We start from the raw sequence: 23,629 nt of genomic DNA, 5'->3' as shown, positions 1-23,629 counted from the left end.
CAAAAGGGACCCGGCACACCCGAAGGTGTCCCACGCACAGCCGCCATAACACGATACGGCGGGCACAAAAAAAGCGCCTGCGTTCGGATGGAGGGCGCTTGTGCGCCTTTTGCGGTTCGGACGGCCAAGTCCGGTCACTGAATTTGCAGCGACGACCAGAGAGTAACGTCCGTCTTTCGAAAGTGCAACTGCGCTGATGGCTTGCGGTTTTTTCAGGTGCGGCATAAATTGTTCGTACATGTAGATTGACCTCAACGCCTCCGGATCGCCCCCGGAGGCGTTTTCGTTTCAGGCATGGGCTTCCAAGCGCAGGGATAGGAGGGGTAGGAAGCCGCCGCTGAGCATCGAGCGGGCGTCTTCGTAGGCTTGGGTTTGCTGGCCTTCGTCGACGATCACCGCGCCGGTTTTTTCGCAGTGGAGGGAGAGGGCACACCAGGTGCCGTCGGCCCAACTCAGCACGCTAACCACGCGGCCTCGCTTTTCCTGTCGGCTGCGGTGGCGTTCGAGGCGCTGCATGAGACGAGTAGAAAATCCGATCCGGCGCAGTACGGCGAACGGATGCATCAAGGCGTTATCAGCGATCTTGCGATTCATGCTGCCTCCTGCGTATTAGCGAACAGTGGAGGCGGTGTTTCACCTTTGAGCCAAGCGAGGATCTTGCTGTCTTCAGCGCAGCGGCGACGGCGTACAACGGCCATTTGCTCGCGGCGTTGTGCAACACACTCCGCGACATAACCGTTCAGGTCGGAGGTCAAGCGCATATCTTGATGAGCGCGCTCGCTTGTCGTCTTCTCGACGGCAAGATCCTCATCCGTGATGCGTTGCCATACCGCCGGATCGTTCGCGAATCCCGCTGATTGATCGACGAGCCAGTAGGTAACCCAGTCGGTCATGCCGCGCGATTTCAACGAGGCGAGGCGGCTTTCGCTCATAGCGAAATAGCCGGAGCCGTGAACGCTCGAAAACTCTCTGCGCACCGCATTTTTGCGGATCAGTTCTGGCAGCTCCCAAGGGTTGGCTTTGAGTGGAAGCACGAAACCGTCAGGGTTGAAAAAGAATGCTTCCTGCTCTTCGCCGTTCCAGCTCACTCCTGCGATGGTGCGATGGCGCCAGTTGATCCCCTCGGGCTGGTAGAGGCGGAATCCGATGCTGTAAGAGTCTAGAAATGGTCCCGTGAATGGGCAGTAATTTCGCTTCATGCGGCCACCTGGTCACGGGCGGCGATACGCGCTCGTGTCCACGCCTGTACCTCTCCCAATACCCATGCAACTGGAGCACTTCGGGCGTTGCTGGTACTCAGCTTCACTGGCAGCGGGAATCCGCTCTCAGGTTGGCGCATGAGCTTGTAGATAGTCGGGCGTGCGAGCCCTACGATTGAGATGACCTCCGGCATGCGAATGAGCGTCGTAGCGGGGTCGTGCGGGGGGATGGTTTTTAGTTGGGTAGTCATAGCGATCCAAACCTGTGTGAATAGAGACAACAGGTCATACGCTACGGAGCGGAGAGGGAACGGACTGTGTCTGTTCCCCTTTTTATTTCAAGGGTCTAAGGCCTAGGGCGGTCAAATGCTCTCGGATGGTTTTTTTTGTACCATGTACTGTTTGATCGAAAAGAAGGTTGGTTAGCTCCGCATCGCTAAGGCTTCGCTTCTCAATCTTGCGTCCCTCAATAATCGTTTCTGCGGCAGCCTTGATTTTTGACCGTCGATCCATGGCCTCCGTTTGTGTTTTTGAGCTGGGGTCTAGGTTGCCTTTACCTGCCTCTTGGCCACGCCTCGTTGCTTTCGCTGAGAAAGCTTCGTCGAGTAGTCGGCGCATTAGACTTGATGTGTTGAAACCATTTTTGGATACATCCATGCGCTCCACTTGTTGATAAAAATTTGCCATCAACAGCGTCTGATTAGCCTCTCCCATAAAAACAGCAAATTGCTCTCGTGCTCGAATTTCAAGTCCGCTACGTCGATATCGTTCTTTCTCAATGAGGGCAAGGTACTGGCGCGGCGATTCATTTCTCAGTTGCTCTATCAGGTCGGCATCGATGTCGTAAGTCGCTAGCTCAAGTTCGAACAGCCAATTCGCGAGGATCTCCAATGCTTGGGTACCGAGCACTAGGGCGAAGGCCGCGACCAGTTGCGAGTCCGTTGCTTGGTGATTGAAGCCTGGGAGCTGTCGAATGACATTTGGCAAAGATCCGGCTTCCGTGGCACTAGCATGTTCGTCGATGACGTCACGGAGTCGAAACAAGGTTCCTGTGACGCGCTCGGCACAGAGCGCGTAGGCCCCATCCTCAAGCCAGAATGAAGTGGCGGCATTGATAAGATCGAATGTTTCTCGAAAATAGTCGTTGAACTGCGGGTACAGCGCTAACTCTAGAACAGCTGTTTCGATATCGTCCATGTCCCTAATTAGGCATTCGACGTCGACTCCTGCAATTTCCAGCTCCCCTAAGTCAGCGTCCACTTCAATATCCATTCTGGCTCCCCCGTCGCCCCGGAATCGGCGTGTTATCGCAGCGGCGCACGTCAAATGGATAGGCCGCCAGCATTGCTGAGGGGGGTAGAGTCCTGTTACACGATTCAGGGATGTTACACAAAGAAAGGGCCGGTGTTTTGCCGCGTGTAACTGGAAATAAAACCAATGAAATCAGCTGGTTGTCGTTTTTAGTTACACCTGTAACACGCGTTACACTGGTTTTGCACTGGGTGAGAGGTAGGGAAGTCATATTGCCTTTCCAAATTGGCCTTGCACTACATTGCCAGCTGCAAGTCCATCAAGATGATCGGCATACCACTGCATCATGGTTACGCGCTGCTCTAAGTATTGAGCTTTGTTGTAGACCCCTGAAATACCTTCTTCCTTGTGTGCTAGCTGCGCTTCAACATGCTCCTTCGGCCAGCCATGTTCTCGAAGCAACGTACTCGCTGTGTGTCGAGTACCGTGCCCAACGAGGCGCCCTTTGTAGCCAATGGTCGCGAAGACTTTGTTAATTGTGTTTTCGCTGATGGTCGGGTTCTTGGCTCCTACGCCGGGGAAAAGCCAGCGACTCCGTCCTGTTAGGCAGTGCAGTTCCTTAAGGGCGGTAACCGCTTGCTGGGGCAAAGGGCACACAAAATCCCGACGCATCTTCATCTTGGCGGCGGGCGTAGTCCAGATGGCTTTCTCAAGGTCGAACTCTTTCCATTCGGCCAAGCGCACCATGCCTGGACGCGATGCTGTCCATAAACAAAGCCATGCAGCTGTGCGGGCTGTCAGTCTGCTCGGAGTGTTTTTTAGTGCGTGAAGAAATTCAGCCAGCTCAGGTTCAAGCAAGTGTGGGTGTTGCTGAGTCTTAGGGGCCTGCGCTGCAATGTCACGAAGGCGGCTGCCCGGATCGTTTTCAGTCAGTCCTAATCCGATAGCACGGCCGAAAATCTGGTTGACCCAGGTGCGACACTTTTCCGCCACGTTGTGTGCGTTTCGGGCTTCGAGGGACGCCTGAAGATTCGCGCAGTCGGTACGGGTTATTTCATCGAGTGGCTTATCTCCCAATGCTGGGAGTATGTCTTTGTCGAGGTAGGTGCGAATTTTGTTAAGGGTGGAGGTGGCGAGGCCCTTTTCCTCTTTGGCCTTCAGCCAAGCTTCAGCAGCCGCTCGAAAGGTTCGAGTCTTGGCAGCGTTAATGGCTGCTTTGGCAGATCTCTTCTGTTCGAGAGGATCGGCACCGCTACTTACGATCTTGCGTAGATCGGCCGCTTTGTCTCGTGCAAGTGCACCGCTTACTTCCGGGTACCCCCCGAGCCCCATCCAAGCCCAATTGCCCGCCGGACGTTTGTAGCGAAGCTGCCAAGACTTGCCACCATCAGGTTTGACCCTGAAATAGAGGCCGTTTCCGTCTAGCTCCCGGTATTCCTTTGATTCCGGCTCCAATCCCGCGAGTGTCGTGTCAGCGAGAGGGCGGCGCTTGATGTCTGCGCGCTTCATCCTTGTATCCCAAAGTTCGGTAATTTTCTCAGGATACAAGCAGGGATACAGGGATACAACGGATAAAGGGATACAGGAGTAGATAGCCAGACACAAAAAAACCGGCTCAAGTGGCCGGTTTCTCTGGGTCTGAGAGTCTGGTAGAGACTTTCAGATACTGCTATATGGTGCCCCGAGGGAGACTCGAACTCCCACTCCTTTCGAAAACGGATTTTGAATCCGCCGCGTCTACCAATTCCGCCATCAGGGCTCAATGGCGGCGAAGTATAGAGAGGTGATTACCGTTGGTCAATCACGTTTCATGGTCAATTTTTGATATTTCCGCTAGACTTTCCGGCCCTGCTAGACGAACCCCATCATGCGCGTTGCTGACTTTACTTTCGAGCTTCCTGATTCGCTGATCGCCCGCCATCCGTTGGCCGAGCGTCGCGGTAGTCGCCTGCTGACCCTTGATGGGCCGAGCGGCGCCCTGGCACACCGTCAATTCACTGATTTGCTTGAGCATTTGCACCCGGGCGATTTGATGGTGTTCAACAATACCCGGGTGATTCCGGCGCGGCTGTTCGGGCAGAAAGCGTCCGGCGGCAAGCTGGAAATTCTCATCGAGCGCGTGCTCGATGCGCACCGCGTGCTGGCGCATGTGCGCTCCAGCAAGTCGCCGAAGCCGGGTTCGAAGATCCTTATCGACGGCGGTGGCGAAGCCGAGATGCTCGCGCGTCATGATGCGTTGTTCGAGCTGGGGTTTGCCGAGGAAGTCTTGCCGCTGCTCGACCGCGTCGGGCACATGCCGTTGCCTCCTTATATAGACCGCCCGGATGAAGGCTCGGATCGCGAGCGTTACCAGACCGTGTATGCCCAGCGTCTGGGCGCGGTGGCGGCGCCGACGGCGGGGCTGCATTTCGACGAGCCGCTTATGCAGGCGATTGCTGCCAAGGGCGTCGAGACTGCATTCGTGACGTTGCACGTCGGCGCGGGGACGTTCCAGCCGGTGCGTGTCGAGAAGATCGAAGATCACCACATGCACAGCGAGTGGCTGGAAGTCGGCCAGGATGTAGTCGATGCGGTCGCTGCGTGCCGTGCGCGGGGCGGTCGGGTGATTGCGGTCGGCACCACCAGCGTGCGTTCGCTGGAAAGTGCGGCGCGCGATGGTGTGCTCAAGCCGTTCAGTGGCGACACCGACATCTTTATCTATCCGGGCCGGCCGTTTCATGTGGTCGATGCCCTGGTGACCAATTTCCATTTGCCGGAATCCACCCTGTTGATGCTGGTTTCCGCGTTTGCCGGTTATCCCGAAACCATGGCTGCCTACAAGGCCGCCGTGGAAAACGGCTACCGCTTTTTCAGTTACGGGGATGCGATGTTCATCACCCGCAATCCCGCTCCAACTGCCCCTGAACAGACAGGCCCAGAGGAAACAGAATGAGTCGCGAATGTCGAATGTCCTTTGAGCTGCTGGCCACCGATGGCAAGGCTCGTCGTGGTCGCCTGACCTTCCCCCGTGGCACCGTCGAGACCCCGGCGTTCATGCCGGTCGGCACCTACGGTACGGTCAAGGGCATGCTGCCGCGCGACATCGTCGCCACGGGCGCGGAAATCATTCTGGGCAACACCTTTCACCTGTGGTTGCGTCCCGGCACTCAAGTGATCAAGGAGCATGGCGACCTGCACGATTTCATGCAGTGGAAAGGCCCGATCCTCACCGACTCCGGCGGCTTCCAGGTGTTCAGCCTCGGCGCGATGCGCAAGATCAAGGAGGAGGGCGTGACCTTCGCTTCTCCGGTCGACGGCGCCAAAGTGTTCATGGGCCCGGAAGAGTCGATGCAGGTGCAGCGCGATCTGGGTTCCGACATCGTGATGATCTTCGACGAATGCACGCCGTATCCGGCTGACGAAGACGTCGCGCGGGTATCGATGGAGCTGTCGCTGCGCTGGGCGCAGCGTTCGAAGAATGCCCACGGCGACAACACCGCGGCGCTGTTCGGCATCGTCCAGGGTGGCATGCATGAAAACCTGCGCATGCGCTCGCTCGAAGGCCTCGACAAGATCGGCTTCGACGGCCTCGCCATCGGCGGTCTGTCGGTGGGCGAACCGAAGCACGAAATGATCAAGGTGCTGGATTATCTGCCGGGCCAGATGCCCGCTGACAAACCTCGTTACCTTATGGGCGTTGGCAAACCGGAAGATCTGGTTGAGGGTGTGCGCCGCGGGGTGGACATGTTCGATTGCGTGATGCCAACCCGTAATGCCCGCAATGGGCATCTGTTCATCGATACCGGTGTGCTGAAGATCCGTAACGCGTTCCATCGCCATGATGAATCGCCGCTGGATCCGACCTGCGATTGCTACACCTGCCAGAACTTCTCGCGCGCTTATCTGCATCACCTGGACAAGTGCGGCGAAATGCTCGGCAGCATGCTCAATACCATCCATAACTTGCGCCATTATCAGGTGCTGATGGCTGGTTTGCGCGAGGCTATTCAACAGGGTACATTGGCCGCCTTTGTCGATGCCTTCTACGCCAAACGCGGACTTCCCGTTCCGCCTTTGGACTGAGTTTTCTGACCCCAAGATTCAACATTTGCAACTGGAGTGCTAAATGAGCTTTTTTATCTCTAACGCCATGGCTGACGCAGCTGCACCGGCTGCTGCAAGCCCAATGGGCGGCGGCTTCGAGTGGATTTTCCTGGTCGGCTTCCTGGTCATCTTCTACCTGATGATCTGGCGTCCACAGGCCAAGCGCGCCAAGGAGCAGAAGAACCTGCTGAGCAGCCTGCAGAAGGGCGACGAAGTCGTGACCACTGGCGGCATCGCCGGCAAGATCACCAAGGTTGCCGATGACTTCGTGGTTCTGGAGGTTTCCGACACCGTGGAAATGAAGTTCCAGAAAGGCGCCATCGCCGCCACGCTGCCAAAAGGCACGCTGAAAGCGATCTAAGAGCAACAACTTCTACTCAATCGACGGGGCGCGCAAGGCGCCCCGCGTTCATAACGGGCGGCGTGATGCTGAACAAATACCCTCTGTGGAAATACATTCTGATCCTGGCGGTGCTGGCGATCGGTCTGATTTATTCCGCTCCCAATCTTTACCCCGATGACCCGGCGATTCAGATCAGCGGCGCCAGCACGGCTCTGCAGGTCAATGACGCCGATCTGGCTCGAGTCAGCACGGCGCTGAAAGAGTCCGGCATCAACGTCAAGGCGGCTACGCTGACGGCGGGCGGCAAGGGCGGTCTGATCCGTCTGAGCAAGGCTGAAGATCAGCTGCCGGCCAAGGACGTTGTACGCAAGGCATTGGGTGATGACTACGTCGTCGCGCTGAACCTGGCACAGACCACCCCGCAATGGCTGCGCAACCTCGGTGCGCACCCGATGAAGCTGGGTCTGGACTTGTCCGGTGGTGTGCACTTCCTGCTCGAAGTGGACATGGACAAAGCCCTCGATGCGCGCCTGAAAGTCTACGAAGGCGACGTCAAGAGCCTGCTGCGCAAAGAGAAGCTGCGCTATCGCAGCCTGCCGCAACTGGGCGGTGCCATTCAGTTGGGCTTCAGCGATGAAGACTCTCGCGAACAGGCCCGTGCGCTGATCCGCAAGAACTTCAACGATTTCGACATTGTTCCGGCCGACCTCAACGGTCAACCGGTGCTGCGTCTGGCGATGACCCCGGCCAAGCTGGCGGAAATCCGTGAATACTCCATCAAGCAGAACCTGACCACGGTACGTAACCGCGTCAACGAGCTGGGTGTTGCCGAACCGATCGTCCAGCGTCAGGGCGCCAACCGCATCGTGGTTGAGCTGCCGGGCGTGCAGGACACTGCCGAAGCCAAGCGCATTCTCGGCAAGACGGCCAACCTTGAGTTCCGTCTGGCCGCCGAGCCGGGCGCTTCGAAAGCCACTTCCGAATCGTTCGAATTCCGCGAAGGCAACCGTCCTCCTGCGCAGATCGAGCGTGGCCTGATCATCACCGGTGACCAGGTCACCGACGCCAAGGCCGGTTTCGGCGAACACGGCACGCCTGAAGTGAACATCCGTCTGGATGGTCACGGTGGCGAGCTGATGAGCCGCGCGACCCGTTCCAACGTCGGTCGCAGCATGGCGGTGATCTTCATCGAACAGCGTCCGGTCACCACTTACACCAAGCAAGTGGTCGATGGCGTCGAGAAAGACGTTGCGGTGCAGACGTTCAAGGAAGAGAAGAAGATCATCAGTCTGGCGACCATTCAGTCGCCGCTGGGTGCGCAATTCCGCATCACTGGCCTGAACGGTCAGGGCGAGTCGTCCGAACTGGCGCTGCTGCTGCGTGCCGGTGGTCTGGCTGCACCGATGTACTTCGCTGAAGAGCGCACAATCGGTCCGAGCCTGGGTGCTGACAACATCACCAAAGGTATCGATGCTTCCCTGTGGGGCATGCTGTTCGTATCGCTGTTCATCATCGCCATCTACCGCTTCTTCGGCGTCATCGCCACCGTCGCGCTGGCGGTGAACATGGTGCTGCTGCTGGCGTTGATGTCATTGCTGGGCGCCACGCTGACCCTGCCGGGTATCGCCGGTATCGTCCTGACCATGGGTATGGCGGTCGACGCCAACGTACTGATCTTCTCGCGGATTCGTGAAGAGATCGCCGCCGGCATGACTGTGCAGCGGGCAATCAACGAAGGCTTCGGCCGGGCATTCACCGCGATTCTCGACGCCAACCTGACCACGTTGCTGGTCGGCGGCATTCTCTTCGCCATGGGCACCGGCCCGGTGAAGGGGTTCGCAGTGACGATGTCCCTCGGGATCTTTACCTCGATGTTCACGGCCATCATGGTGACCCGCGCAATGGTCAACCTGATCTTTGGCGGACGTGACTTCAAGAAGTTGTGGATTTAAGGGGCTGCCATGTTACGTACAATCAACTTCATGGGCGTTCGCAACTTCGCGTTCGGCGTCACATTGCTGCTTACCGTCATTGCCTTGTTCAGTGTCGCCACCAAGGGCATGAACTGGGGCCTGGACTTCACCGGCGGTACGCTCATCGAGCTGACCTACGAGCGTCCGGCCGACGTCACCAAGGTGCGCGAGCAACTGGCGACTTCCGGTTATCACGAAGCCGTGGTGCAGAACTTCGGTGCGACGACCGACCTGCTGGTGCGCATGCCGGGTGAAGACCCGCAGTTGGGCCATCAAGTAGCGGAAGCGCTTCAAAAGGTCGGCGGTGACAACCCGGCGACGGTCAAGCGTGTCGAGTTCGTCGGCCCGCAGGTCGGTGAAGAACTGCGCGACCAGGGCGGCCTCGGCATGCTGCTGGCGCTCGGCGGCATTCTGATCTACCTGGCGTTCCGCTTTCAGTGGAAGTTTGCGGTCGGCGCCATTGTGTCGCTGATCCACGACGTGATCGTGACCGTGGGTATCCTCTCGTACTTCCAGATCACCTTCGATCTGACAGTGCTGGCGGCAGTGCTGGCGATCATCGGTTACTCGCTGAATGACACCATCGTGGTCTTCGACCGGGTGCGTGAGAACTTCCGCGTGCTGCGCAAGGCGACGCTGATCGAGAACATCAACATCTCGACCACTCAGACCCTGCTGCGCACCATGGCGACCTCGATCTCCACTCTGCTGGCGATCGCGGCGCTGCTGTTCTTCGGTGGCGACAACCTGTTCGGTTTCTCCATCGCACTGTTCATCGGTGTACTGGCGGGTACCTACTCGTCGATCTACATCGCCAACGTGGTGCTGATCTGGCTGAACCTGACCACCGAGGATCTGATTCCTCCGGCTAACACCGACAAGGAAGTCGACGACCGTCCATAACGGCCAGCGATTTTTCCGGCTGTCAGCCAACAAAAGGCGCGAGTTGAACTCGCGCCTTTTTTTGTGCTCCAAGGCTGGGAGAAGCGCGGGCGCGTCCCGCTTGTGATGGTCAGGAGGTTCATGTGAACAAGTCGTTGCTGGTTGGTGCGGTATTGGGTGCTGTCGGTGTCACAGCCGGGGGTGCTGTTGCCACCTACAGCCTGGTTAAAAGCGGCCCTGAGTATGCGCAAGTATTAGCCGTTGAGCCGGTCAAGACACAGATCAAGACTCCACGTGAAGTATGCAAGGATGTAACGGTGACCCGTCAGGCACCGGTAAAAGATCAACACCAGATCGCCGGTACCGTGGTCGGCGCGCTGGCCGGTGGTTTGCTGGGTAACCAGATTGGCGGCGGTACCGGCAAGAAGATTGCCACGGTGGCCGGTGCGGTCGGTGGCGGTTATGCGGGCAACAAGGTGCAGGAGGGCATGCAGGAGCGTGACACCTACACCACCACGCAAACTCGCTGCAACACGGTCAATGACATCAGCGACAAGGTCGTCGGTTACGACGTGCGTTACTCGCTTGATGGCAAGGAAGGCAAGGTGCGGATGGATCGCGATCCGGGCAACCAGATTCCGGTCGACAAGGAAGGCAAGCTGATCCTGTCGCAGAATGAGCCGGCTCAGTAAGGATTTACGGTTGTGAAAAGAAGCACCCTGCGGGGTGCTTTTTTTATACCCGCGATTCAGGGCGGCGCGCGATTCTCACCTGTGGGAGCGAGCCTGCTCGCGAATGCGGTCCAACAGTTGATATTTCCTTTGCTGACACGCCCATTCGCGAGCAGGCTCGCTCCCACAGGGAATTGTGCTGTTTGGAATTGCAGGCATAAAAAAGCACCCCGAAGGGTGCTTTTTGGTTTCGCGGAAAACTTAGCGCTTCAGCGAGGCTGGCAGGTGCGGCTGGATCGCCGTCAGCACTGCCTTGAAGCATTTGGTGTTGCCGGCAACGATGTGGCCTTTTTCCAGGAAGTCGTGACCGCCGGTGAAATCGCTCACCAGGCCGCCGGCTTCTTGAATCAGCAGCGCGCCTGCAGCCATATCCCACTCGGACAGGCCCGATTCCCAGAACGCATCGAAACGACCGGCAGCCACGTAAGCCAGGTCCAGGCTCGCCGAACCGGCGCGGCGGATGCCGGCAGTCTGGCCAACCAAGGCGCGGAACATGCCCAGGTAGTTGTCGAGGTTGTCCATCTGATCGTCACGGAACGGGAAGCCAGTGCCGAGCAGAGCGCCGTCGAGGCTGGTGCGACCGCTTACGCGCAGACGACGACCGTTCAGTTGAGCGCCGCGACCACGGCTGGCGGTGAATTCTTCCTGGCGGACCGGGTCCAGAACCACTGCGTGTTCCAGGCGACCACGATATTTGCAGGCAATGCTCACTGCAAAGTGCGGAATGCCACGGAGGAAGTTGGTGGTGCCGTCCAGCGGATCGATGATCCACAGGTACTCTTCGCCTTCGATGCCGTTGCCAGCGTGCAGGCCGGTTTCTTCACCCTGAATCGAGTGATTCGGGTAAGCCTTGCGCAGGGCATCGATGATTTTCTGTTCAGCGGCGCGATCGACCTCGGATACGTAATCCTTGGCGTCTTTTTCGTCGACCTTGATGGTATCCAGGCGCTCGATGGAGCGGAAGATCAGTTCACTGGCGCTGCGGGCGGCGCGCAGCGCGATATTCAGCATGGGCTGCATGGATGTGTCACCTAAGGTTGTTAAAGAAAGCCGCGCATTCTATCAGAACTTTTCTTCAGGTGAAGGACGCTGTTCGCTTTCATAGCTTAACGGTAGGCTGTTCTGTAAGATTTGCCCCCCTTTCCTGTGTCCGAGAGCGCCTCCCTTGCTGCAGAACATTCGTGTCGTCCTGGTCAACACCAGCCACCCCGGCAACATCGGCGGGGCCGCGCGCGCCATGAAAAACATGGGTCTGTCGCGACTGGTGCTGGTCGAACCGCGGGTCTTCCCGCACCACGAGGCCGATGCCCGCGCCTCTGGTGCCGGTGACATCCTTGAAAGCGCGCAAGTCGTCGCCACGTTGGAAGATGCTCTGGTCGGCTGCAATCTGGTGCTCGGCACCAGCGCCCGCGACCGGCGTATTCCCTGGCCGCTGCTGGATCCGCGCGAATGCGGTAACAAAGTGGTCGAGGAAGCCGGGCAGGGTGCCGAGATTGCGTTGGTGTTCGGCCGTGAAGACTCCGGCCTGACCAACGAAGAGCTGCAGCGATGTCACTTTCACGTGCACATCCCTTCCGACCCGACGTTCAGTTCGCTGAACCTCGGGGCGGCGGTGCAGGTGTTGAGTTATGAAGTGCGCATGGCCTGGCTGGCCGCACAGGGTCAGCCAAGCAAGGTCGAGAAAGAAGAAGTGGCCTCGGTGAAAAGTGCCGAGCTGGCGACCATGGATGAGCTGGAGCGATTCTATGAGCACCTGGAGCAGACGCTGGTTGCCATCGAGTTCCTCGACCCGGAAAAGCCTCGGCACTTGATGGCGCGCCTGCGCCGGTTGTACGGACGCAGCTCGGTCAGCCGGGCGGAAATGAATATTTTGCGTGGCATCCTCACGGAAACCCAGAAAGCGGCCCGTGGCGAGCTTCTAAAGCGGAAGGATTAAATGATGTTTGAGCGTTTGCGTGAAGATATCCAAAGCGTATTCCATCGAGACCCGGCGGCGCGTAACGCTTTTGAAGTCCTGACCTGCTACCCCGGCATGCATGCGATCTGGATTCATCGTCTGGCCGGCATGCTCTGGCGCAACGAGTTGAAGTGGCTGGCGCGACTGGTGTCGAACTTCGGTCGCTGGCTGACCGGGATTGAGATTCATCCGGGCGCCAAGGTCGGTCGGCGGTTCTTCATCGACCACGGCATGGGCATCGTTATTGGTGAAACCGCCGAGATCGGCGACGACGTCACCATCTATCAAGGTGTGACCCTCGGCGGCACCAGCTGGAACAAAGGCAAGCGCCACCCGACACTGGGTGACGGCGTGGTGGTTGGTGCTGGCGCCAAGGTGCTTGGCCCGTTCACGGTGGGTGCCGGCGCCAAAGTCGGCTCCAACGCTGTGGTCACCAAGGAAGTGCCGCCGGGCGCAACGGTGGTGGGGATTCCGGGGCGGATCATCATCAAGACCGACAAAGAGCAGGACGCCAAGCGCAAAGCCATGGCGGAAAAGATCGGCTTCGACGCTTATGGCGTCAGCGAAGACATGCCCGACCCGGTGGCCCGCGCCATCGGCCAGCTGCTCGATCATCTGCAAGCGGTGGACGGGCGTCTGGAAGGCATGTGCGGCGCGCTGAAGGATCTGGGCAGCAATTACTGTGCGAAAGATCTGCCTGAGCTGCGCGAAGAAGACTTCGCTTGCGTCAAGGGCAAGGACGAATCGAAAGCCGGCTGAACCGCGGCGCTGCTTTTCGCGAGCAGGCTCGCTCCCACAAGAGCAATGCATTCCAATGTGGGAGCGAGCCTGCTCGCGAAGAACGATCACGCGGTTGCGCTGGCTGTCCGCGCCCCGTCTTTGCTATAGTGCGCGCGCTCTTTTGCGGGTAAACCCGACTAAAGCACTAGGTCTTATAGTTGACTTAAATGCTCGGGAATTGCATACTCCCGCCCATTCCGAACTCCGTGGTAACTGTCCATGCGACTGACTACAAAAGGCCGATACGCCGTGACCGCCATGCTTGACCTGGCGTTGCACGCGCAGCACGGGCCGGTGTCTCTGGCCGATATCTCCGAGCGCCAAGGCATCTCCCTGTCCTACCTCGAACAGCTCTTCGCCAAGCTGCGCCGCAGCAACCTGGTTTCCAGCGTTCGCGGTCCGGGTGGTGGCTACCAGTTGTCCCGCGACATGCAGGGCATTCAGGTCGCCCAGGTGATCGATGCGGTGAACGAATCGGTCGATGCCACCAAGTGCCAGGGCCAGGGCGATTGCCATTCCGGCGATACCTGCCTGACCCATCATCTGTGGTGCGATTTGAGCCTGCAGATTCACGAATTTCTGAGCGGTATCAGCTTGGCCGACCTTGTGACTCGCCGTGAGGTACAAGAAGTGGCCCAGCGTCAGGACCAGCGCCGTTGCAGCAGCAAGGCGCCACGCCTGGACAAGATTGAAGCGTCCGCCGTCGAATGACAGCCGAAGAGCTACCCGCGGCACGCCAGCCCTGATTTAGGAGATAGTCCATGAAATTGCCGATTTACCTTGATTACTCTGCAACCACCCCGGTTGATCCGCGCGTTGCGCAGAAAATGAGTGAATGCCTGCTGGTCGACGGAAACTTCGGTAACCCGGCGTCCCGTTCCCACGTGTTCGGCTGGAAGGCTGAAGAGTCTGTCGAAAACGCTCGTCGTCAGGTGGCCGATCTGGTCAATGCCGACCCGCGCGAAATCGTCTGGACCTCCGGTGCCACCGAATCCGACAACCTGGCGATCAAGGGCGCGGCACATTTCTACGCCTCCAAGGGCAAGCACCTGATCACCAGCAAGATCGAGCACAAGGCTGTCCTCGACACCATGCGCCAGCTGGAGCGTGAAGGCTTCGAAGTGACGTACCTCGAGCCGACCGAAGACGGTCTGATCACCCCTGCAATGATTGACGCCGCACTGCGCGAAGACACCATTCTGGTGTCGGTGATGCACGTCAACAACGAAATCGGCACCATCAACGACATCGCTGCCATCGGCGAGATGCTGCGCGCCAAAGGCGTGCTGTTCCATGTCGACGCGGCTCAGTCAACTGGCAAGGTCGAGATCGACCTGCAGAAGCTGAAAGTCGACATGATGTCGTTCTCCGCCCACAAGACTTATGGCCCTAAAGGCATCGGCGCGCTGTACGTCAGCCGCAAGCCGCGTGTGCGCATCGAAGCGACCATGCACGGCGGCGGTCACGAGCGCGGCATGCGTTCCGGCACCCTGGCGACCCACCAGATCGTCGGCATGGGCGAAGCGTTCCGCGTAGCCAAGGAAGACATGGCCGCTGAAAACGTGCGCATCAAAGCCTTGAGCGATCGCTTCTACAAGCAGGTCGAGCACCTGGAAGAGCTGTACGTCAACGGCAGCCTGACCGCCCGCGTTCCGCACAACCTGAACCTGAGCTTCAACTACGTTGAAGGCGAGTCGCTGATCATGGCGCTCAAGGATCTGGCGGTATCGTCCGGTTCGGCCTGCACCTCGGCGTCGCTGGAGCCTTCGTACGTACTGCGTGCCCTGGGCCGCAACGACGAACTGGCACACAGCTCGATCCGCTTTACCTTCGGCCGTTTCACCACCGAAGAAGAAATCGATTACGCCGCGCAGAAAGTCTGCGAGGCCGTTACCAAGCTGCGCGCTCTGTCGCCGCTGTGGGACATGTACAAAGACGGCGTCGATATCTCGAAAATCGAGTGGGCGGCACACTAACTATAGAAGCCGCCGGATACAGATCCTGTAGCGACGCGGCGTTAACGCAGCGCAGTTGCAGGGTCTCAAGAGCGGCCCTGATGAGTGAGGATTGAGAATCATGGCTTACAGCGAAAAGGTCATCGACCACTACGAAAACCCGCGCAACGTCGGCAAGATGAACGCGGAAGATCCTGATGTCGGCACCGGCATGGTCGGCGCTCCGGCGTGCGGCGACGTGATGCGTCTGCAGATCAAGGTCAACGATCAGGGCGTTATCGAAGACGCCAAGTTCAAGACCTACGGTTGCGGTTCGGCGATCGCCTCCAGCTCTCTCGCCACCGAGTGGATGAAGGGCAAGACCCTGGACGAAGCCGAAACCATCAAGAACACTCAGCTGGCCGAAGAACTGGCTTTGCCGCCAGTGAAAATCCACTGCTCCGTGCTCGCTGAAGACGCTATCAAAGCGGCTGTTCGCGATTACAAGCAGAAGAAAGGCTTGATCTGAATTTCAAGATTCGGCGACGAGTAAGGAGTCAACGATGGCTATCAGCATGACAGAAGCGGCTGCTCGACACGTGCGGCGCTCCCTCGACGGGCGCGGCAAAGGTGAAGGGATTCGTCTGGGTGTTCGCACCACAGGCTGTTCCGGCCTTGCGTACGTGCTGGAGTTTGTCGACGAGGTAGTGGCGGAGGATCAGGTGTTCGAGAGTCACGGCGAAAAGGTGATCATCGACCCGAAAAGCCTGGCCTACCTGGATGGCACCGAGCTCGACTTCGTCAAGGAAGGGTTGAACGAAGGCTTCAAGTTCAACAACCCCAACGTGCGCGGTGAATGTGGCTGCGGCGAAAGCTTCAACATCTGAGGCTGGTCGTGGGTATTCCTTGTCATTTCGCTTTATTCGAGCTGCAACCGAGCTTCCGCCTGGATCTCGAGCAGTTGGCCACGCGCTACCGTGAGTTGGCGCGCGGCGTCCATCCTGACCGTTTTGCCGATGCATCCGAACGCGAGCAGCGCTCGGCGCTCGAGCAATCGGCGCGGCTCAACGACGCCTACCAGACGCTCAAGAGTCCGGCCCAGCGCGCACGCTACCTGCTGAAAATCAGCGGGCATGAAGTGCCGATGGAAGTCACTGTCCACGATCCCGAATTCCTTCTGCAGCAGATGCAATGGCGCGAAGAGCTCGAAGATCTGCAGGACAGTGCCGACCTCGACGGTGTCGCCGTGTTCAAGCGTCGCTTGAAGGCGGCTCAGGAGCAGCTCAACGAAAGCTTCGCAGCCTGTTGGGATGATGCAGCGCAACGCGAGCAGGCCGAACGCCTGATGCGGCGCATGCAGTTCCTCGACAAGCTCACCTACGAAGTGCGCCAGCTGGAAGAGCGCCTCGACGATTAACCCAGTGCTGCCCTGATTGCACGCTGACAGACAGACAAGACCTGATCACCATGGCTCTACTGCAGATCGCCGAACCCGGCCAAAGTCCTCAACCGCACCAGCGTCGCCTGGCTGTGGGCATCGACTTGGGTACTACCAATTCGCTGGTCGCTGCGCTGCGCAGTGGTCTTTCCGAACCGCTGGCCGACGCCAACGGGCAGGTCATCCTGCCGTCCGCTGTGCGTTATCACGCCGACCGCGTCGAAGTCGGTGAGTCCGCCAAGCTGGCGGCATCCTCCGATCCCCTGAACACCGTGCTCTCGGTCAAGCGCTTGATGGGTCGTGGTCTGTCCGACGTCAAGCAATTGGGCGAGCAACTGCCGTACCGCTTTGTCGGCGGCGAATCGCACATGCCGTTCATCGACACCGTGCAAGGCCCAAAAAGCCCGGTTGAAGTTTCCGCCGATATCCTCAAGGTCCTGCGTCAGCGCGCTGAAGCGACCTTGGGTGGCGAACTGGTTGGCGCGGTAATCACCGTTCCTGCCTACTTCGACGATGCGCAGCGCCAAGCCACCAAAGATGCGGCCAAGCTCGCCGGTCTGAACGTGTTGCGTCTGCTCAACGAGCCGACTGCGGCTGCGGTGGCTTACGGTCTGGATCAGCACGCTGAAGGTCTGGTGGCGATTTATGACCTGGGCGGCGGTACTTTCGATATTTCCATTCTGCGTCTGACCGGCGGCGTTTTCGAGGTTCTGGCCACTGGCGGCGACAGCGCGCTGGGCGGCGATGACTTTGATCACGCGATTGCCGGCTGGATCATCGAGAGCGCTGGCCTGTCCGCTGATCTCGATCCGGGCGCACAGCGCAATCTGCTGCAAACCGCCTGCGCGGCCAAAGAAGCCCTGACCGATGCGGCCAGTGTGGAAGTGGCTTACGGCGACTGGAAAGCACAGTTGACCCGCGAAGCCTTCGATGCGCTGATCGAGCCAATGGTCGCACGCAGCCTGAAAGCCTGCCGCCGCGCCGTTCGCGATTCTGGTATCGAACTGGAAGACGTCCATGCCGTGGTCATGGTCGGCGGTTCGACCCGCGTGCCACGTGTGCGTGAAGCTGTTGCCGAAGCCTTCGGTCGTCAGCCATTGACGGAAATCGACCCGGATCAAGTGGTGGCCATCGGGGCCGCGATCCAGGCTGACACCCTGGCTGGCAACAAGCGCGATGGCGGCGAACTGCTGCTGCTCGACGTGATTCCGCTTTCCCTTGGTTTGGAAACCATGGGCGGTCTGATGGAGAAGGTGATTCCGCGCAACACCACCATCCCCGTCGCCCGCGCCCAGGACTTCACCACCTATAAAGACGGCCAGTCTGCCATGGCGATCCACGTGTTGCAGGGTGAGCGCGAGCTGATCAGCGATTGCCGCTCTCTGGCGCGCTTCGAATTGCGTGGCATTCCGGCAATGGTGGCGGGCGCGGCGAAAATTCGCGTGACCTTCCAGGTCGATGCCGACGGTCTGCTCAGCGTGTCTGCCCGTGAGTTGGGTTCGGGCGTTGAGGCGAGCATTCAGGTCAAGCCTTCCTATGGTCTGACCGATGGCGAAATCGCCAAGATGCTCAAGGATTCGTTCCAGCATGCCAATGACGACAAGGTCGCCCGCGTTCTGCGTGAGCAGCAAGTCGATGCCCAGCGCCTGCTCGAAGCGGTGCAGGGCGCGCTGGATGCCGATGGCGAGCGTTTGCTCGATGCCGAAGAGCGCATGGTCATCGAACTGCAAATGCAGGAACTGGCCGAACTGATGAAAGGTACCGATGGTTATGCCATCGAGCAGCAGACCAAGCGTCTGTCGCAAGTGACCGATGCTTTTGCTGCCCGCCGCATGGATCTGACGGTGAAAGCCGCTCTGTCGGGGCGCAACCTGAATGAAATCGAGGATATCTGATGCCGCAGGTCATTTTTCTGCCCCACGAGAAGTTCTGCCCTGAAGGCATGGTGGTCGAGGCTGCGCCCGGCACATCGATTCTCGAACTGGCCCACGAACACCATATCGAGATGGAAAGCGCATGCGGCGGCGTCTGCGCCTGCACCACGTGCCATTGCGTCATCCGCGAGGGTTTCGACTCGCTGGAAGAGGCCGACGAGCTGGAAGAAGACTTCCTCGACCGTGCCTGGGGTCTTGAGGCGCAATCACGTCTGGCTTGCCAGGCCATCGTCGGTGAGGAAGACCTCACCGTCGAGATTCCGAAATATTCGCTTAACCATGCGGCCGAAGCGCCGCACTGACTGGTAAGACTGTCATGAGCTACGGTTGGAATGATGTTCAACGCATTGCAGAAGAGCTGGCCGAGGCCCACGAGGGACTCGACCCGTACTCTGTAGGTTTTGTCCGTTTGCAGCAGATGATTCTTGAACTGCCTGACTTCGATGCTACTTCCGGCCGGGTCGGCGAGAAGGTGCTCGAAGCGGTTCAGGAGCTCTGGGCCGCAGAATTGGACTGATCGTCTCGCAGGTTAGGCAATACCCAAGAACCCGCGTATAATTCGCGGGTTTAATTTTTCGCAAATTACCGTTTCTGGAGTTACACCATGGCTGTTCAACGTACTTTCTCCATCATCAAGCCTGACGCCGTTGCTAAAAACGTGATCGGCAAGATCACCACTCGCTTCGAAGACGCTGGCCTGCGCGTTGTAGCTTCGAAACTGAAGCAACTGTCCAAAGCCGAAGCCGAAGGCTTCTACGCTGAGCACAGCGAGCGCGGTTTCTTCGGTGACCTGGTTGCTTTCATGACTTCCGGTCCGGTTGTCGTTCAGGTTCTGGAAGGCGAAAACGCTATCGCTCGCAACCGTGAGCTGATGGGCGCTACCAACCCTAAAGAAGCTGCTCCAGGCACCATCCGTGCTGACTTCGCTGAATCGATCGACGCCAACGCCGTTCACGGTTCGGACTCCGAAGCTGCTGCCGCTCGCGAAATCGCTTACTTCTTCGCAGCTACTGAAGTAACCACTCGCTAAGCATTGCTTGCAGAGTGAAGGTGAATCCATGACTACATCGACTGTTAAAACAAACCTGCTGGGTCTGACCCAGCCGGAAATGGAAAAATTCTTCGACTCAATCGGGGAGAAGCGTTTCCGTGCCGGTCAGGTAATGAAATGGATTCACCACTTTGGCGTCGATGATTTCGACGCCATGACGAACGTCAGCAAAGCCTTGCGCGACAAGCTCAAGGCCATTGCTGAAGTGCGTGGTCCGGAAGTGGTCAGCGAGGACATCTCCAGCGACGGCACCCGTAAATGGGTGGTTCGCGTGGCGTCCGGCAGCTGCGTCGAGACCGTGTACATTCCCCAGGGCAAGCGCGGCACCTTGTGCGTTTCGTCCCAGGCAGGCTGTGCCCTGGATTGCAGTTTCTGCTCCACCGGCAAGCAAGGCTTCAACAGCAACCTCACCGCCGCCGAAGTCATCGGTCAGGTGTGGATTGCCAACAAATCTTTCGGCAGCGTCCCGGCCACCGTCGACCGTGCGATCACCAACGTGGTGATGATGGGCATGGGCGAGCCGTTGCTGAACTTCGACAACGTCGTCGCCGCCATGCATCTGATGATGGATGACCTCGGCTACGGGATCTCCAAGCGCCGCGTGACCCTGTCCACCTCGGGTGTGGTGCCGATGATCGATGAGCTGGCCAAGCACATCGACGTATCCCTGGCGTTGTCCCTGCACGCACCGAATGACGCATTGCGTAACCAATTGGTGCCGATCAACAAGAAATATCCGCTTAAGATGCTGCTCGAGTCGTGCCAGCGCTACATGTCCGCCCTTGGCGAGAAACGTGTGCTGACCATCGAGTACACCTTGCTCAAGGACGTCAACGACAAGCTTGAGCACGCGGTGGAAATGATCGAGTTGCTTAAAGATATCCCGTGCAAGATCAACCTGATCCCGTTCAACCCGTTCCCGCACTCCGGGTACGAGCGGCCGAGCAACAATGCCATCCGCCGCTTCCAGGATCAGTTGCATCAGGCCGGTTTCAACGTCACCGTGCGCACCACCCGAGGTGAAGACATCGATGCCGCATGTGGTCAATTGGTAGGGCAGGTGCTGGATCGCACCCGTCGCAGCGAACGTTACATCGCCGTGCGCGAGTTGAGCGCCGACAGCGATCTGGCACAGAACGCCGCGAACACTAACTAAGAGAGGATCTCTATGTCCCTGCGCTTTGCGCTGCTGTTGCTGTTGGCCAGCCTGTGTGCTGGTTGTGTCCTGTCGGGTGACTACAACCCGATGAAGACCAGCAAGGGCCGCGATGAAGCGCGGGCTGCCTACGTGCAGCTGGGGCTGGGCTATCTGCAGCAAGGCATGACCGAGCGCGCCAAGGTGCCATTGAAGAAAGCGCTGGAGCTGGACGGTTCCGACCCCGACGCCAATGCGGCCCTCGGTCTGGTGTTTCAGGCCGAGATGGAGCCGGCACTTGCCGACGAGCACTTTCGCAAGGCCCTGTCCTCACGTCCCGCCGATGCGCGCATCCTCAACAACTACGGCAGTTTTCTCTACGAAGAACAGCGCTACAAGGAAGCCTACGAGCGTTTTGAACAAGCGGCCGCCGATACCCTGTATCCTGAGCGCTCGCGGGTCTTCGAAAATCTCGGCATGACCGCCGCCAAGCTTGGCCAGCGTGATCTGGCACAGCAACAGCTGGAAAAAGCCCTGCGCCTGAATCGCCAACAACCACGCGCATTGCTGGAAATGGCTGAGTTGTCCTTCGAAGACAGGCATTATGTGCCCGCGCGTGACTATTACGACCGTTTCAGCCAGCTCACCGAACAAAATGCACGTAGTCTATTGCTCGGCGTTCGGCTGGCAAAAGTGTTTGAAGATCGCGACAAGGCAGCCAGTTACGGTCTGCAATTAAAACGACTCTATCCCGGTACGCCGGAATATCAGCAATACCTGTCGGAGCAATGATGAAAGCGGCGCATCCCGAAGTTGTAGCAGCGAATCGCGTAAATCCCGGTGAGACCCTGCGCCAGGCCCGCGAAAGCAATGGCTGGTCGCTGGCCGAAGTGGCCCTCAAGCTCAACCTCACCGTGACATCCCTGAGCAATCTTGAAGCCGGCGCTTTCGACAAGCTGCCGGGGCATACCTTCGCTCGCGGTTACATTCGCGCCTATGCCAAATTGCTCGGCATGGACCAGACCGTTCTGGTTCAGCAGTTCGACCAGTCCACCGGCACCGACTCCCAGGGCAGCAACGTTCACGCCCTCGGTCGTATCGAAGAGCCGGTGCGGGTTTCCCACACCATTTTGCGTATCGTCAGCCTGTTGTTGCTGATTGCGGTCATCGGCGGCGGTTTCGTCTGGTGGCAGGATCAGACCTCCCAGCGCCCCCGCGATCTGACCAGCCTCGCACCGGAACACGTCGAAGTCGAAGGCGCTGACGGCACCACGCAGATCCACCCGATAGACGAGCCGGAAGACCAGGCTGTCGCCGAAAATCAGGCTGACAATTCGACATCGCTGGCCTTGCCGCAGTCGGAAACCAATGCCGAATCGACCGGCGCCGAATCTGCTGCGCCAGCTACCGAGCCAACTGCCCCGGCAGTTGCGCCAAGCGCTCCGGCACAGACGCCTGCACCAGTGGTGGCAGCTCCGGCCACTCCAGCGCCGAACGTCCCAGCGACACCTGCCCCGGCCGTGCCGGTCGCTCAAGCGCCAAGCGCTGAAGCAGCTGCGCCGGTTGCCGGCGAAGGCCAGGTGCAGCTGCAGTTCACCGGCGATTGCTGGGCGCAGGTGACCGATGGCCGGGGCAAAGTGATTTTCAGTGGTCTGAAGCATAAAGGCGACAGCGTGACCGTTTCCGGCAAACCGCCGCTCAATGTGCGTCTGGGCGTTGCCCGCGCAGCACAGGTCAGCTACAACGGCCAACCGGTCGATATCGCTCCGTTCACCAGTGGCGAGACTGCTCGCCTGAAGTTGGGTCAATAAGTCATGCACGGCGAATCTCCAATCAAACGTCGCGAATCGCGCAAGATCTGGGTCGGCAACGTACCGGTGGGCGGCGACGCGCCGATCGCTGTGCAAAGCATGACCAACAGCGATACCAATGATGTCGCTGCGACCGTGGCGCAGATCAATCGTCTGGAAGCCGCCGGCGTCGACATCGTTCGCGTCTCGGTGCCGGACATGGACGCCGCCGAGGCGTTCGGCAAGATCAAGCAACTGGTCAAAGTGCCGTTGGTGGCTGACATCCACTTCGACTACAAAATCGCTTTGCGCGTGGCCGAACTGGGTGTGGACTGCCTGCGCATCAATCCGGGCAACATCGGTCGTGAAGACCGTGTGCGTGCCGTGGTCGATGCTGCCCGTGATCGCGGCATTCCGATCCGCATCGGCGTCAACGCCGGTTCCCTGGAAAAAGACCTGCAGAAGAAATACGGCGAGCCGACCCCGGCGGCGCTGGTTGAATCCGCGCTGCGCCACGTTGAACACCTCGAACGCCTGAATTTTCAGGACTTCAAGGTCAGCGTGAAGGCCTCCGATGTGTTCATGGCCGTCGAAGCCTACCGCCTGCTGGCGAAGGAAATCGTTCAGCCGCTGCACTTGGGTATTACCGAAGCTGGTGGTTTGCGTTCGGGTACGGTGAAATCCGCCGTGGGCCTAGGTATGCTGCTCGCCGAAGGGATTGGCGATACTATCCGCATCTCGCTGGCGGCCGACCCGGTCGAGGAAGTGAAGGTCGGTTACGACATTCTCAAGTCTTTGCACCTGCGTTCCCGTGGCATCAACTTCATCGCCTGCCCGAGCTGCTCGCGGCAGAACTTCGATGTGGTCAAGACCATGAACGAGCTGGAAGGGCGCCTTGAAGACCTGCTGGTGCCGCTGGATGTCGCGGTCATCGGTTGCGTGGTCAACGGCCCCGGCGAAGCCAAGGAAGCCCATATCGGATTAACCGGCGGCACGCCCAACCTGATTTACATCGACGGCAAGCCGTCGCAGAAGCTGACGAATGACAATCTGGTGGACGAGCTGGAAAAGCTGATCCGCCAGAAAGCGGCCGAAAAGGTCGAAGCTGACGCTGCCGTTATCGCGCGCGGCTGATCGAACGAATTAAG

General features: G+C 58.9%; 27 protein-coding genes and 1 tRNA gene. 21 read left to right on the top strand and 7 right to left on the bottom strand.

Going from position 1 to position 23,629, the window contains the following annotated elements:
* Positions 1-288: 288 nt before the first annotated feature.
* The 6 genes from ACYSTU_RS03270 to ACYSTU_RS03245 all read right to left on the bottom strand — a co-directional run bounded on the left by ACYSTU_RS03270 (position 289) and on the right by ACYSTU_RS03245 (position 4,209).
* Positions 289-594 (bottom strand): hypothetical protein, encoded by a 306-nt coding sequence (locus tag ACYSTU_RS03270; protein WP_475272592.1) that lies wholly within the window; start codon positions 592-594, stop codon positions 289-291.
* Positions 591-1,199 (bottom strand): hypothetical protein, encoded by a 609-nt coding sequence (locus ACYSTU_RS03265; RefSeq protein ID WP_475272594.1) that lies wholly within the window; start codon positions 1,197-1,199, stop codon positions 591-593. The genes ACYSTU_RS03270 and ACYSTU_RS03265 overlap by 4 nt, the downstream gene beginning before the upstream one ends.
* On the bottom strand, positions 1,196-1,450 hold the full coding sequence (locus tag ACYSTU_RS03260; RefSeq protein WP_498995916.1) for a helix-turn-helix transcriptional regulator: 255 nt from the start codon (positions 1,448-1,450) through the stop codon (positions 1,196-1,198). The genes ACYSTU_RS03265 and ACYSTU_RS03260 overlap by 4 nt, the downstream gene beginning before the upstream one ends.
* A gap of 82 nt (positions 1,451-1,532) precedes the next feature.
* Complete coding sequence (locus ACYSTU_RS03255) at positions 1,533-2,471, bottom strand: hypothetical protein (protein ID WP_498995913.1); 939 nt, start codon at positions 2,469-2,471, stop codon at positions 1,533-1,535.
* A 246-nt stretch (positions 2,472-2,717) separates the two neighbouring features.
* Positions 2,718-3,959, bottom strand: coding sequence for a tyrosine-type recombinase/integrase (locus tag ACYSTU_RS03250; RefSeq protein ID WP_122507804.1), 1,242 nt, complete (start codon positions 3,957-3,959; stop codon positions 2,718-2,720).
* Positions 3,960-4,124: 165 nt separating this feature from the next.
* Positions 4,125-4,209 (bottom strand) — tRNA-Leu (locus ACYSTU_RS03245).
* A gap of 108 nt (positions 4,210-4,317) precedes the next feature.
* On the opposite strand from ACYSTU_RS03245, the gene queA reads away from it, so the two are divergent.
* From queA to ACYSTU_RS03215, 6 genes are all read left to right on the top strand, one after another.
* A complete protein-coding gene (gene queA, locus ACYSTU_RS03240) occupies positions 4,318-5,382 on the top strand; it encodes a tRNA preQ1(34) S-adenosylmethionine ribosyltransferase-isomerase QueA (protein WP_263219693.1) in 1,065 nt (354 codons plus the stop codon).
* Between the two features lie 14 nt (positions 5,383-5,396).
* Positions 5,397-6,512, top strand: coding sequence for a tRNA guanosine(34) transglycosylase Tgt (gene tgt, locus ACYSTU_RS03235; RefSeq protein ID WP_160768392.1), 1,116 nt, complete (start codon positions 5,397-5,399; stop codon positions 6,510-6,512).
* 43 nt (positions 6,513-6,555) lie between these two features.
* Entirely contained in the window at positions 6,556-6,894 is a 339-nt protein-coding gene (yajC, locus tag ACYSTU_RS03230) for a preprotein translocase subunit YajC (protein ID WP_016773317.1), read from the top strand.
* Between the two features lie 65 nt (positions 6,895-6,959).
* On the top strand, positions 6,960-8,828 hold the full coding sequence (gene secD, locus ACYSTU_RS03225; RefSeq protein WP_016773318.1) for a protein translocase subunit SecD: 1,869 nt from the start codon (positions 6,960-6,962) through the stop codon (positions 8,826-8,828).
* A 9-nt stretch (positions 8,829-8,837) separates the two neighbouring features.
* A complete protein-coding gene (gene secF / locus ACYSTU_RS03220; protein ID WP_016773319.1) occupies positions 8,838-9,752 on the top strand; it encodes a protein translocase subunit SecF in 915 nt (304 codons plus the stop codon).
* 122 nt (positions 9,753-9,874) lie between these two features.
* Positions 9,875-10,423: a glycine zipper 2TM domain-containing protein gene (locus ACYSTU_RS03215; protein WP_007916907.1), complete on the top strand. Its 549-nt coding sequence runs from the start codon at positions 9,875-9,877 to the stop codon at positions 10,421-10,423.
* A 240-nt stretch (positions 10,424-10,663) separates the two neighbouring features.
* Here the strand turns inward: ACYSTU_RS03215 and suhB are convergent, their stop codons facing one another.
* Complete coding sequence (suhB, locus tag ACYSTU_RS03210) at positions 10,664-11,482, bottom strand: type III secretion system regulator SuhB (RefSeq protein ID WP_263219697.1); 819 nt, start codon at positions 11,480-11,482, stop codon at positions 10,664-10,666.
* A gap of 145 nt (positions 11,483-11,627) precedes the next feature.
* Here suhB and trmJ point away from each other — a divergent pair, with 145 nt between their 5' ends.
* The 15 genes from trmJ (at position 11,628) to ispG (ending at position 23,615) form a co-directional block, all read left to right on the top strand.
* On the top strand, positions 11,628-12,398 hold the full coding sequence (gene trmJ, locus ACYSTU_RS03205; protein ID WP_426160112.1) for a tRNA (cytosine(32)/uridine(32)-2'-O)-methyltransferase TrmJ: 771 nt from the start codon (positions 11,628-11,630) through the stop codon (positions 12,396-12,398).
* Positions 12,399-12,401: 3 nt separating this feature from the next.
* Positions 12,402-13,178, top strand: coding sequence for a serine O-acetyltransferase (cysE, locus tag ACYSTU_RS03200; protein WP_122693176.1), 777 nt, complete (start codon positions 12,402-12,404; stop codon positions 13,176-13,178).
* Positions 13,179-13,418: 240 nt separating this feature from the next.
* Positions 13,419-13,910: a Fe-S cluster assembly transcriptional regulator IscR gene (iscR, locus tag ACYSTU_RS03195; protein ID WP_016773323.1), complete on the top strand. Its 492-nt coding sequence runs from the start codon at positions 13,419-13,421 to the stop codon at positions 13,908-13,910.
* Between the two features lie 50 nt (positions 13,911-13,960).
* On the top strand, positions 13,961-15,175 hold the full coding sequence (locus ACYSTU_RS03190) for an IscS subfamily cysteine desulfurase (RefSeq protein WP_016773324.1): 1,215 nt from the start codon (positions 13,961-13,963) through the stop codon (positions 15,173-15,175).
* 100 nt (positions 15,176-15,275) lie between these two features.
* A complete protein-coding gene (iscU, locus tag ACYSTU_RS03185) occupies positions 15,276-15,662 on the top strand; it encodes a Fe-S cluster assembly scaffold IscU (RefSeq protein WP_003227907.1) in 387 nt (128 codons plus the stop codon).
* 34 nt (positions 15,663-15,696) lie between these two features.
* Complete coding sequence (gene iscA, locus ACYSTU_RS03180; RefSeq protein WP_003227904.1) at positions 15,697-16,020, top strand: iron-sulfur cluster assembly protein IscA; 324 nt, start codon at positions 15,697-15,699, stop codon at positions 16,018-16,020.
* An 8-nt stretch (positions 16,021-16,028) separates the two neighbouring features.
* Positions 16,029-16,550, top strand: a complete 522-nt coding sequence (gene hscB / locus ACYSTU_RS03175) for a co-chaperone HscB (RefSeq protein ID WP_016773325.1) — start codon at positions 16,029-16,031, stop codon at positions 16,548-16,550.
* Positions 16,551-16,600: 50 nt separating this feature from the next.
* On the top strand, positions 16,601-18,466 hold the full coding sequence (gene hscA, locus ACYSTU_RS03170) for a Fe-S protein assembly chaperone HscA (RefSeq protein ID WP_258707156.1): 1,866 nt from the start codon (positions 16,601-16,603) through the stop codon (positions 18,464-18,466).
* The gene (gene fdx, locus ACYSTU_RS03165; RefSeq protein ID WP_498995893.1) at positions 18,466-18,807 is read left to right on the top strand and encodes an ISC system 2Fe-2S type ferredoxin; all 342 of its coding nucleotides are present in this window, start codon (positions 18,466-18,468) and stop codon (positions 18,805-18,807) included. The genes hscA and fdx overlap by 1 nt, the downstream gene beginning before the upstream one ends.
* 14 nt (positions 18,808-18,821) lie before the next feature.
* Positions 18,822-19,022: a Fe-S cluster assembly protein IscX gene (gene iscX, locus ACYSTU_RS03160; protein WP_016773328.1), complete on the top strand. Its 201-nt coding sequence runs from the start codon at positions 18,822-18,824 to the stop codon at positions 19,020-19,022.
* An 87-nt stretch (positions 19,023-19,109) separates the two neighbouring features.
* Positions 19,110-19,535: a nucleoside-diphosphate kinase gene (gene ndk, locus ACYSTU_RS03155; protein WP_016773329.1), complete on the top strand. Its 426-nt coding sequence runs from the start codon at positions 19,110-19,112 to the stop codon at positions 19,533-19,535.
* Positions 19,536-19,563: 28 nt separating this feature from the next.
* Positions 19,564-20,712: a dual-specificity RNA methyltransferase RlmN gene (gene rlmN / locus ACYSTU_RS03150; protein ID WP_024014215.1), complete on the top strand. Its 1,149-nt coding sequence runs from the start codon at positions 19,564-19,566 to the stop codon at positions 20,710-20,712.
* Between the two features lie 12 nt (positions 20,713-20,724).
* Positions 20,725-21,483: a type IV pilus biogenesis/stability protein PilW gene (gene pilW / locus ACYSTU_RS03145; protein WP_016773330.1), complete on the top strand. Its 759-nt coding sequence runs from the start codon at positions 20,725-20,727 to the stop codon at positions 21,481-21,483.
* Positions 21,483-22,502, top strand: a complete 1,020-nt coding sequence (locus ACYSTU_RS03140) for a RodZ domain-containing protein (RefSeq protein WP_498995887.1) — start codon at positions 21,483-21,485, stop codon at positions 22,500-22,502. The genes pilW and ACYSTU_RS03140 overlap by 1 nt, the downstream gene beginning before the upstream one ends.
* Before the next feature lie 3 nt (positions 22,503-22,505).
* Positions 22,506-23,615, top strand: coding sequence for a flavodoxin-dependent (E)-4-hydroxy-3-methylbut-2-enyl-diphosphate synthase (gene ispG, locus ACYSTU_RS03135; RefSeq protein WP_016773332.1), 1,110 nt, complete (start codon positions 22,506-22,508; stop codon positions 23,613-23,615).
* Positions 23,616-23,629 lie beyond the last annotated feature (14 nt).

It is taken from the genome of Pseudomonas glycinis (assembly GCF_054871425.1).
This window is presented reverse-complemented; position numbering and strand designations above follow the sequence as displayed.

Bases quoted from the DNA above. Each gene is read 5' to 3' on its own strand.
- ACYSTU_RS03270 (WP_475272592.1), bottom strand. From the start codon at position 594: ATGAATCGCAAGATCGCTGATAACGCCTTGATGCATCCGTTCGCCGTA.
- ACYSTU_RS03265 (WP_475272594.1), bottom strand. From the start codon at position 1,199: ATGAAGCGAAATTACTGCCCATTCACGGGACCATTTCTAGACTCTTAC.
- ACYSTU_RS03260 (WP_498995916.1), bottom strand. From the start codon at position 1,450: ATGACTACCCAACTAAAAACCATCCCCCCGCACGACCCCGCTACGACG.
- ACYSTU_RS03255 (WP_498995913.1), bottom strand. From the start codon at position 2,471: ATGGATATTGAAGTGGACGCTGACTTAGGGGAGCTGGAAATTGCAGGA.
- ACYSTU_RS03250 (WP_122507804.1), bottom strand. From the start codon at position 3,959: ATGAAGCGCGCAGACATCAAGCGCCGCCCTCTCGCTGACACGACACTC.
- queA (WP_263219693.1), top strand. From the start codon at position 4,318: ATGCGCGTTGCTGACTTTACTTTCGAGCTTCCTGATTCGCTGATCGCC.
- tgt (WP_160768392.1), top strand. From the start codon at position 5,397: ATGTCCTTTGAGCTGCTGGCCACCGATGGCAAGGCTCGTCGTGGTCGC.
- yajC (WP_016773317.1), top strand. From the start codon at position 6,556: ATGAGCTTTTTTATCTCTAACGCCATGGCTGACGCAGCTGCACCGGCT.
- secD (WP_016773318.1), top strand. From the start codon at position 6,960: ATGCTGAACAAATACCCTCTGTGGAAATACATTCTGATCCTGGCGGTG.
- secF (WP_016773319.1), top strand. From the start codon at position 8,838: ATGTTACGTACAATCAACTTCATGGGCGTTCGCAACTTCGCGTTCGGC.
- suhB (WP_263219697.1), bottom strand. From the start codon at position 11,482: ATGCAGCCCATGCTGAATATCGCGCTGCGCGCCGCCCGCAGCGCCAGT.
- cysE (WP_122693176.1), top strand. From the start codon at position 12,402: ATGTTTGAGCGTTTGCGTGAAGATATCCAAAGCGTATTCCATCGAGAC.
- iscR (WP_016773323.1), top strand. From the start codon at position 13,419: ATGCGACTGACTACAAAAGGCCGATACGCCGTGACCGCCATGCTTGAC.
- ACYSTU_RS03190 (WP_016773324.1), top strand. From the start codon at position 13,961: ATGAAATTGCCGATTTACCTTGATTACTCTGCAACCACCCCGGTTGAT.
- iscU (WP_003227907.1), top strand. From the start codon at position 15,276: ATGGCTTACAGCGAAAAGGTCATCGACCACTACGAAAACCCGCGCAAC.
- iscA (WP_003227904.1), top strand. From the start codon at position 15,697: ATGGCTATCAGCATGACAGAAGCGGCTGCTCGACACGTGCGGCGCTCC.
- hscA (WP_258707156.1), top strand. From the start codon at position 16,601: ATGGCTCTACTGCAGATCGCCGAACCCGGCCAAAGTCCTCAACCGCAC.
- fdx (WP_498995893.1), top strand. From the start codon at position 18,466: ATGCCGCAGGTCATTTTTCTGCCCCACGAGAAGTTCTGCCCTGAAGGC.
- iscX (WP_016773328.1), top strand. From the start codon at position 18,822: ATGAGCTACGGTTGGAATGATGTTCAACGCATTGCAGAAGAGCTGGCC.
- ndk (WP_016773329.1), top strand. From the start codon at position 19,110: ATGGCTGTTCAACGTACTTTCTCCATCATCAAGCCTGACGCCGTTGCT.
- rlmN (WP_024014215.1), top strand. From the start codon at position 19,564: ATGACTACATCGACTGTTAAAACAAACCTGCTGGGTCTGACCCAGCCG.
- pilW (WP_016773330.1), top strand. From the start codon at position 20,725: ATGTCCCTGCGCTTTGCGCTGCTGTTGCTGTTGGCCAGCCTGTGTGCT.
- ACYSTU_RS03140 (WP_498995887.1), top strand. From the start codon at position 21,483: ATGAAAGCGGCGCATCCCGAAGTTGTAGCAGCGAATCGCGTAAATCCC.
- ispG (WP_016773332.1), top strand. From the start codon at position 22,506: ATGCACGGCGAATCTCCAATCAAACGTCGCGAATCGCGCAAGATCTGG.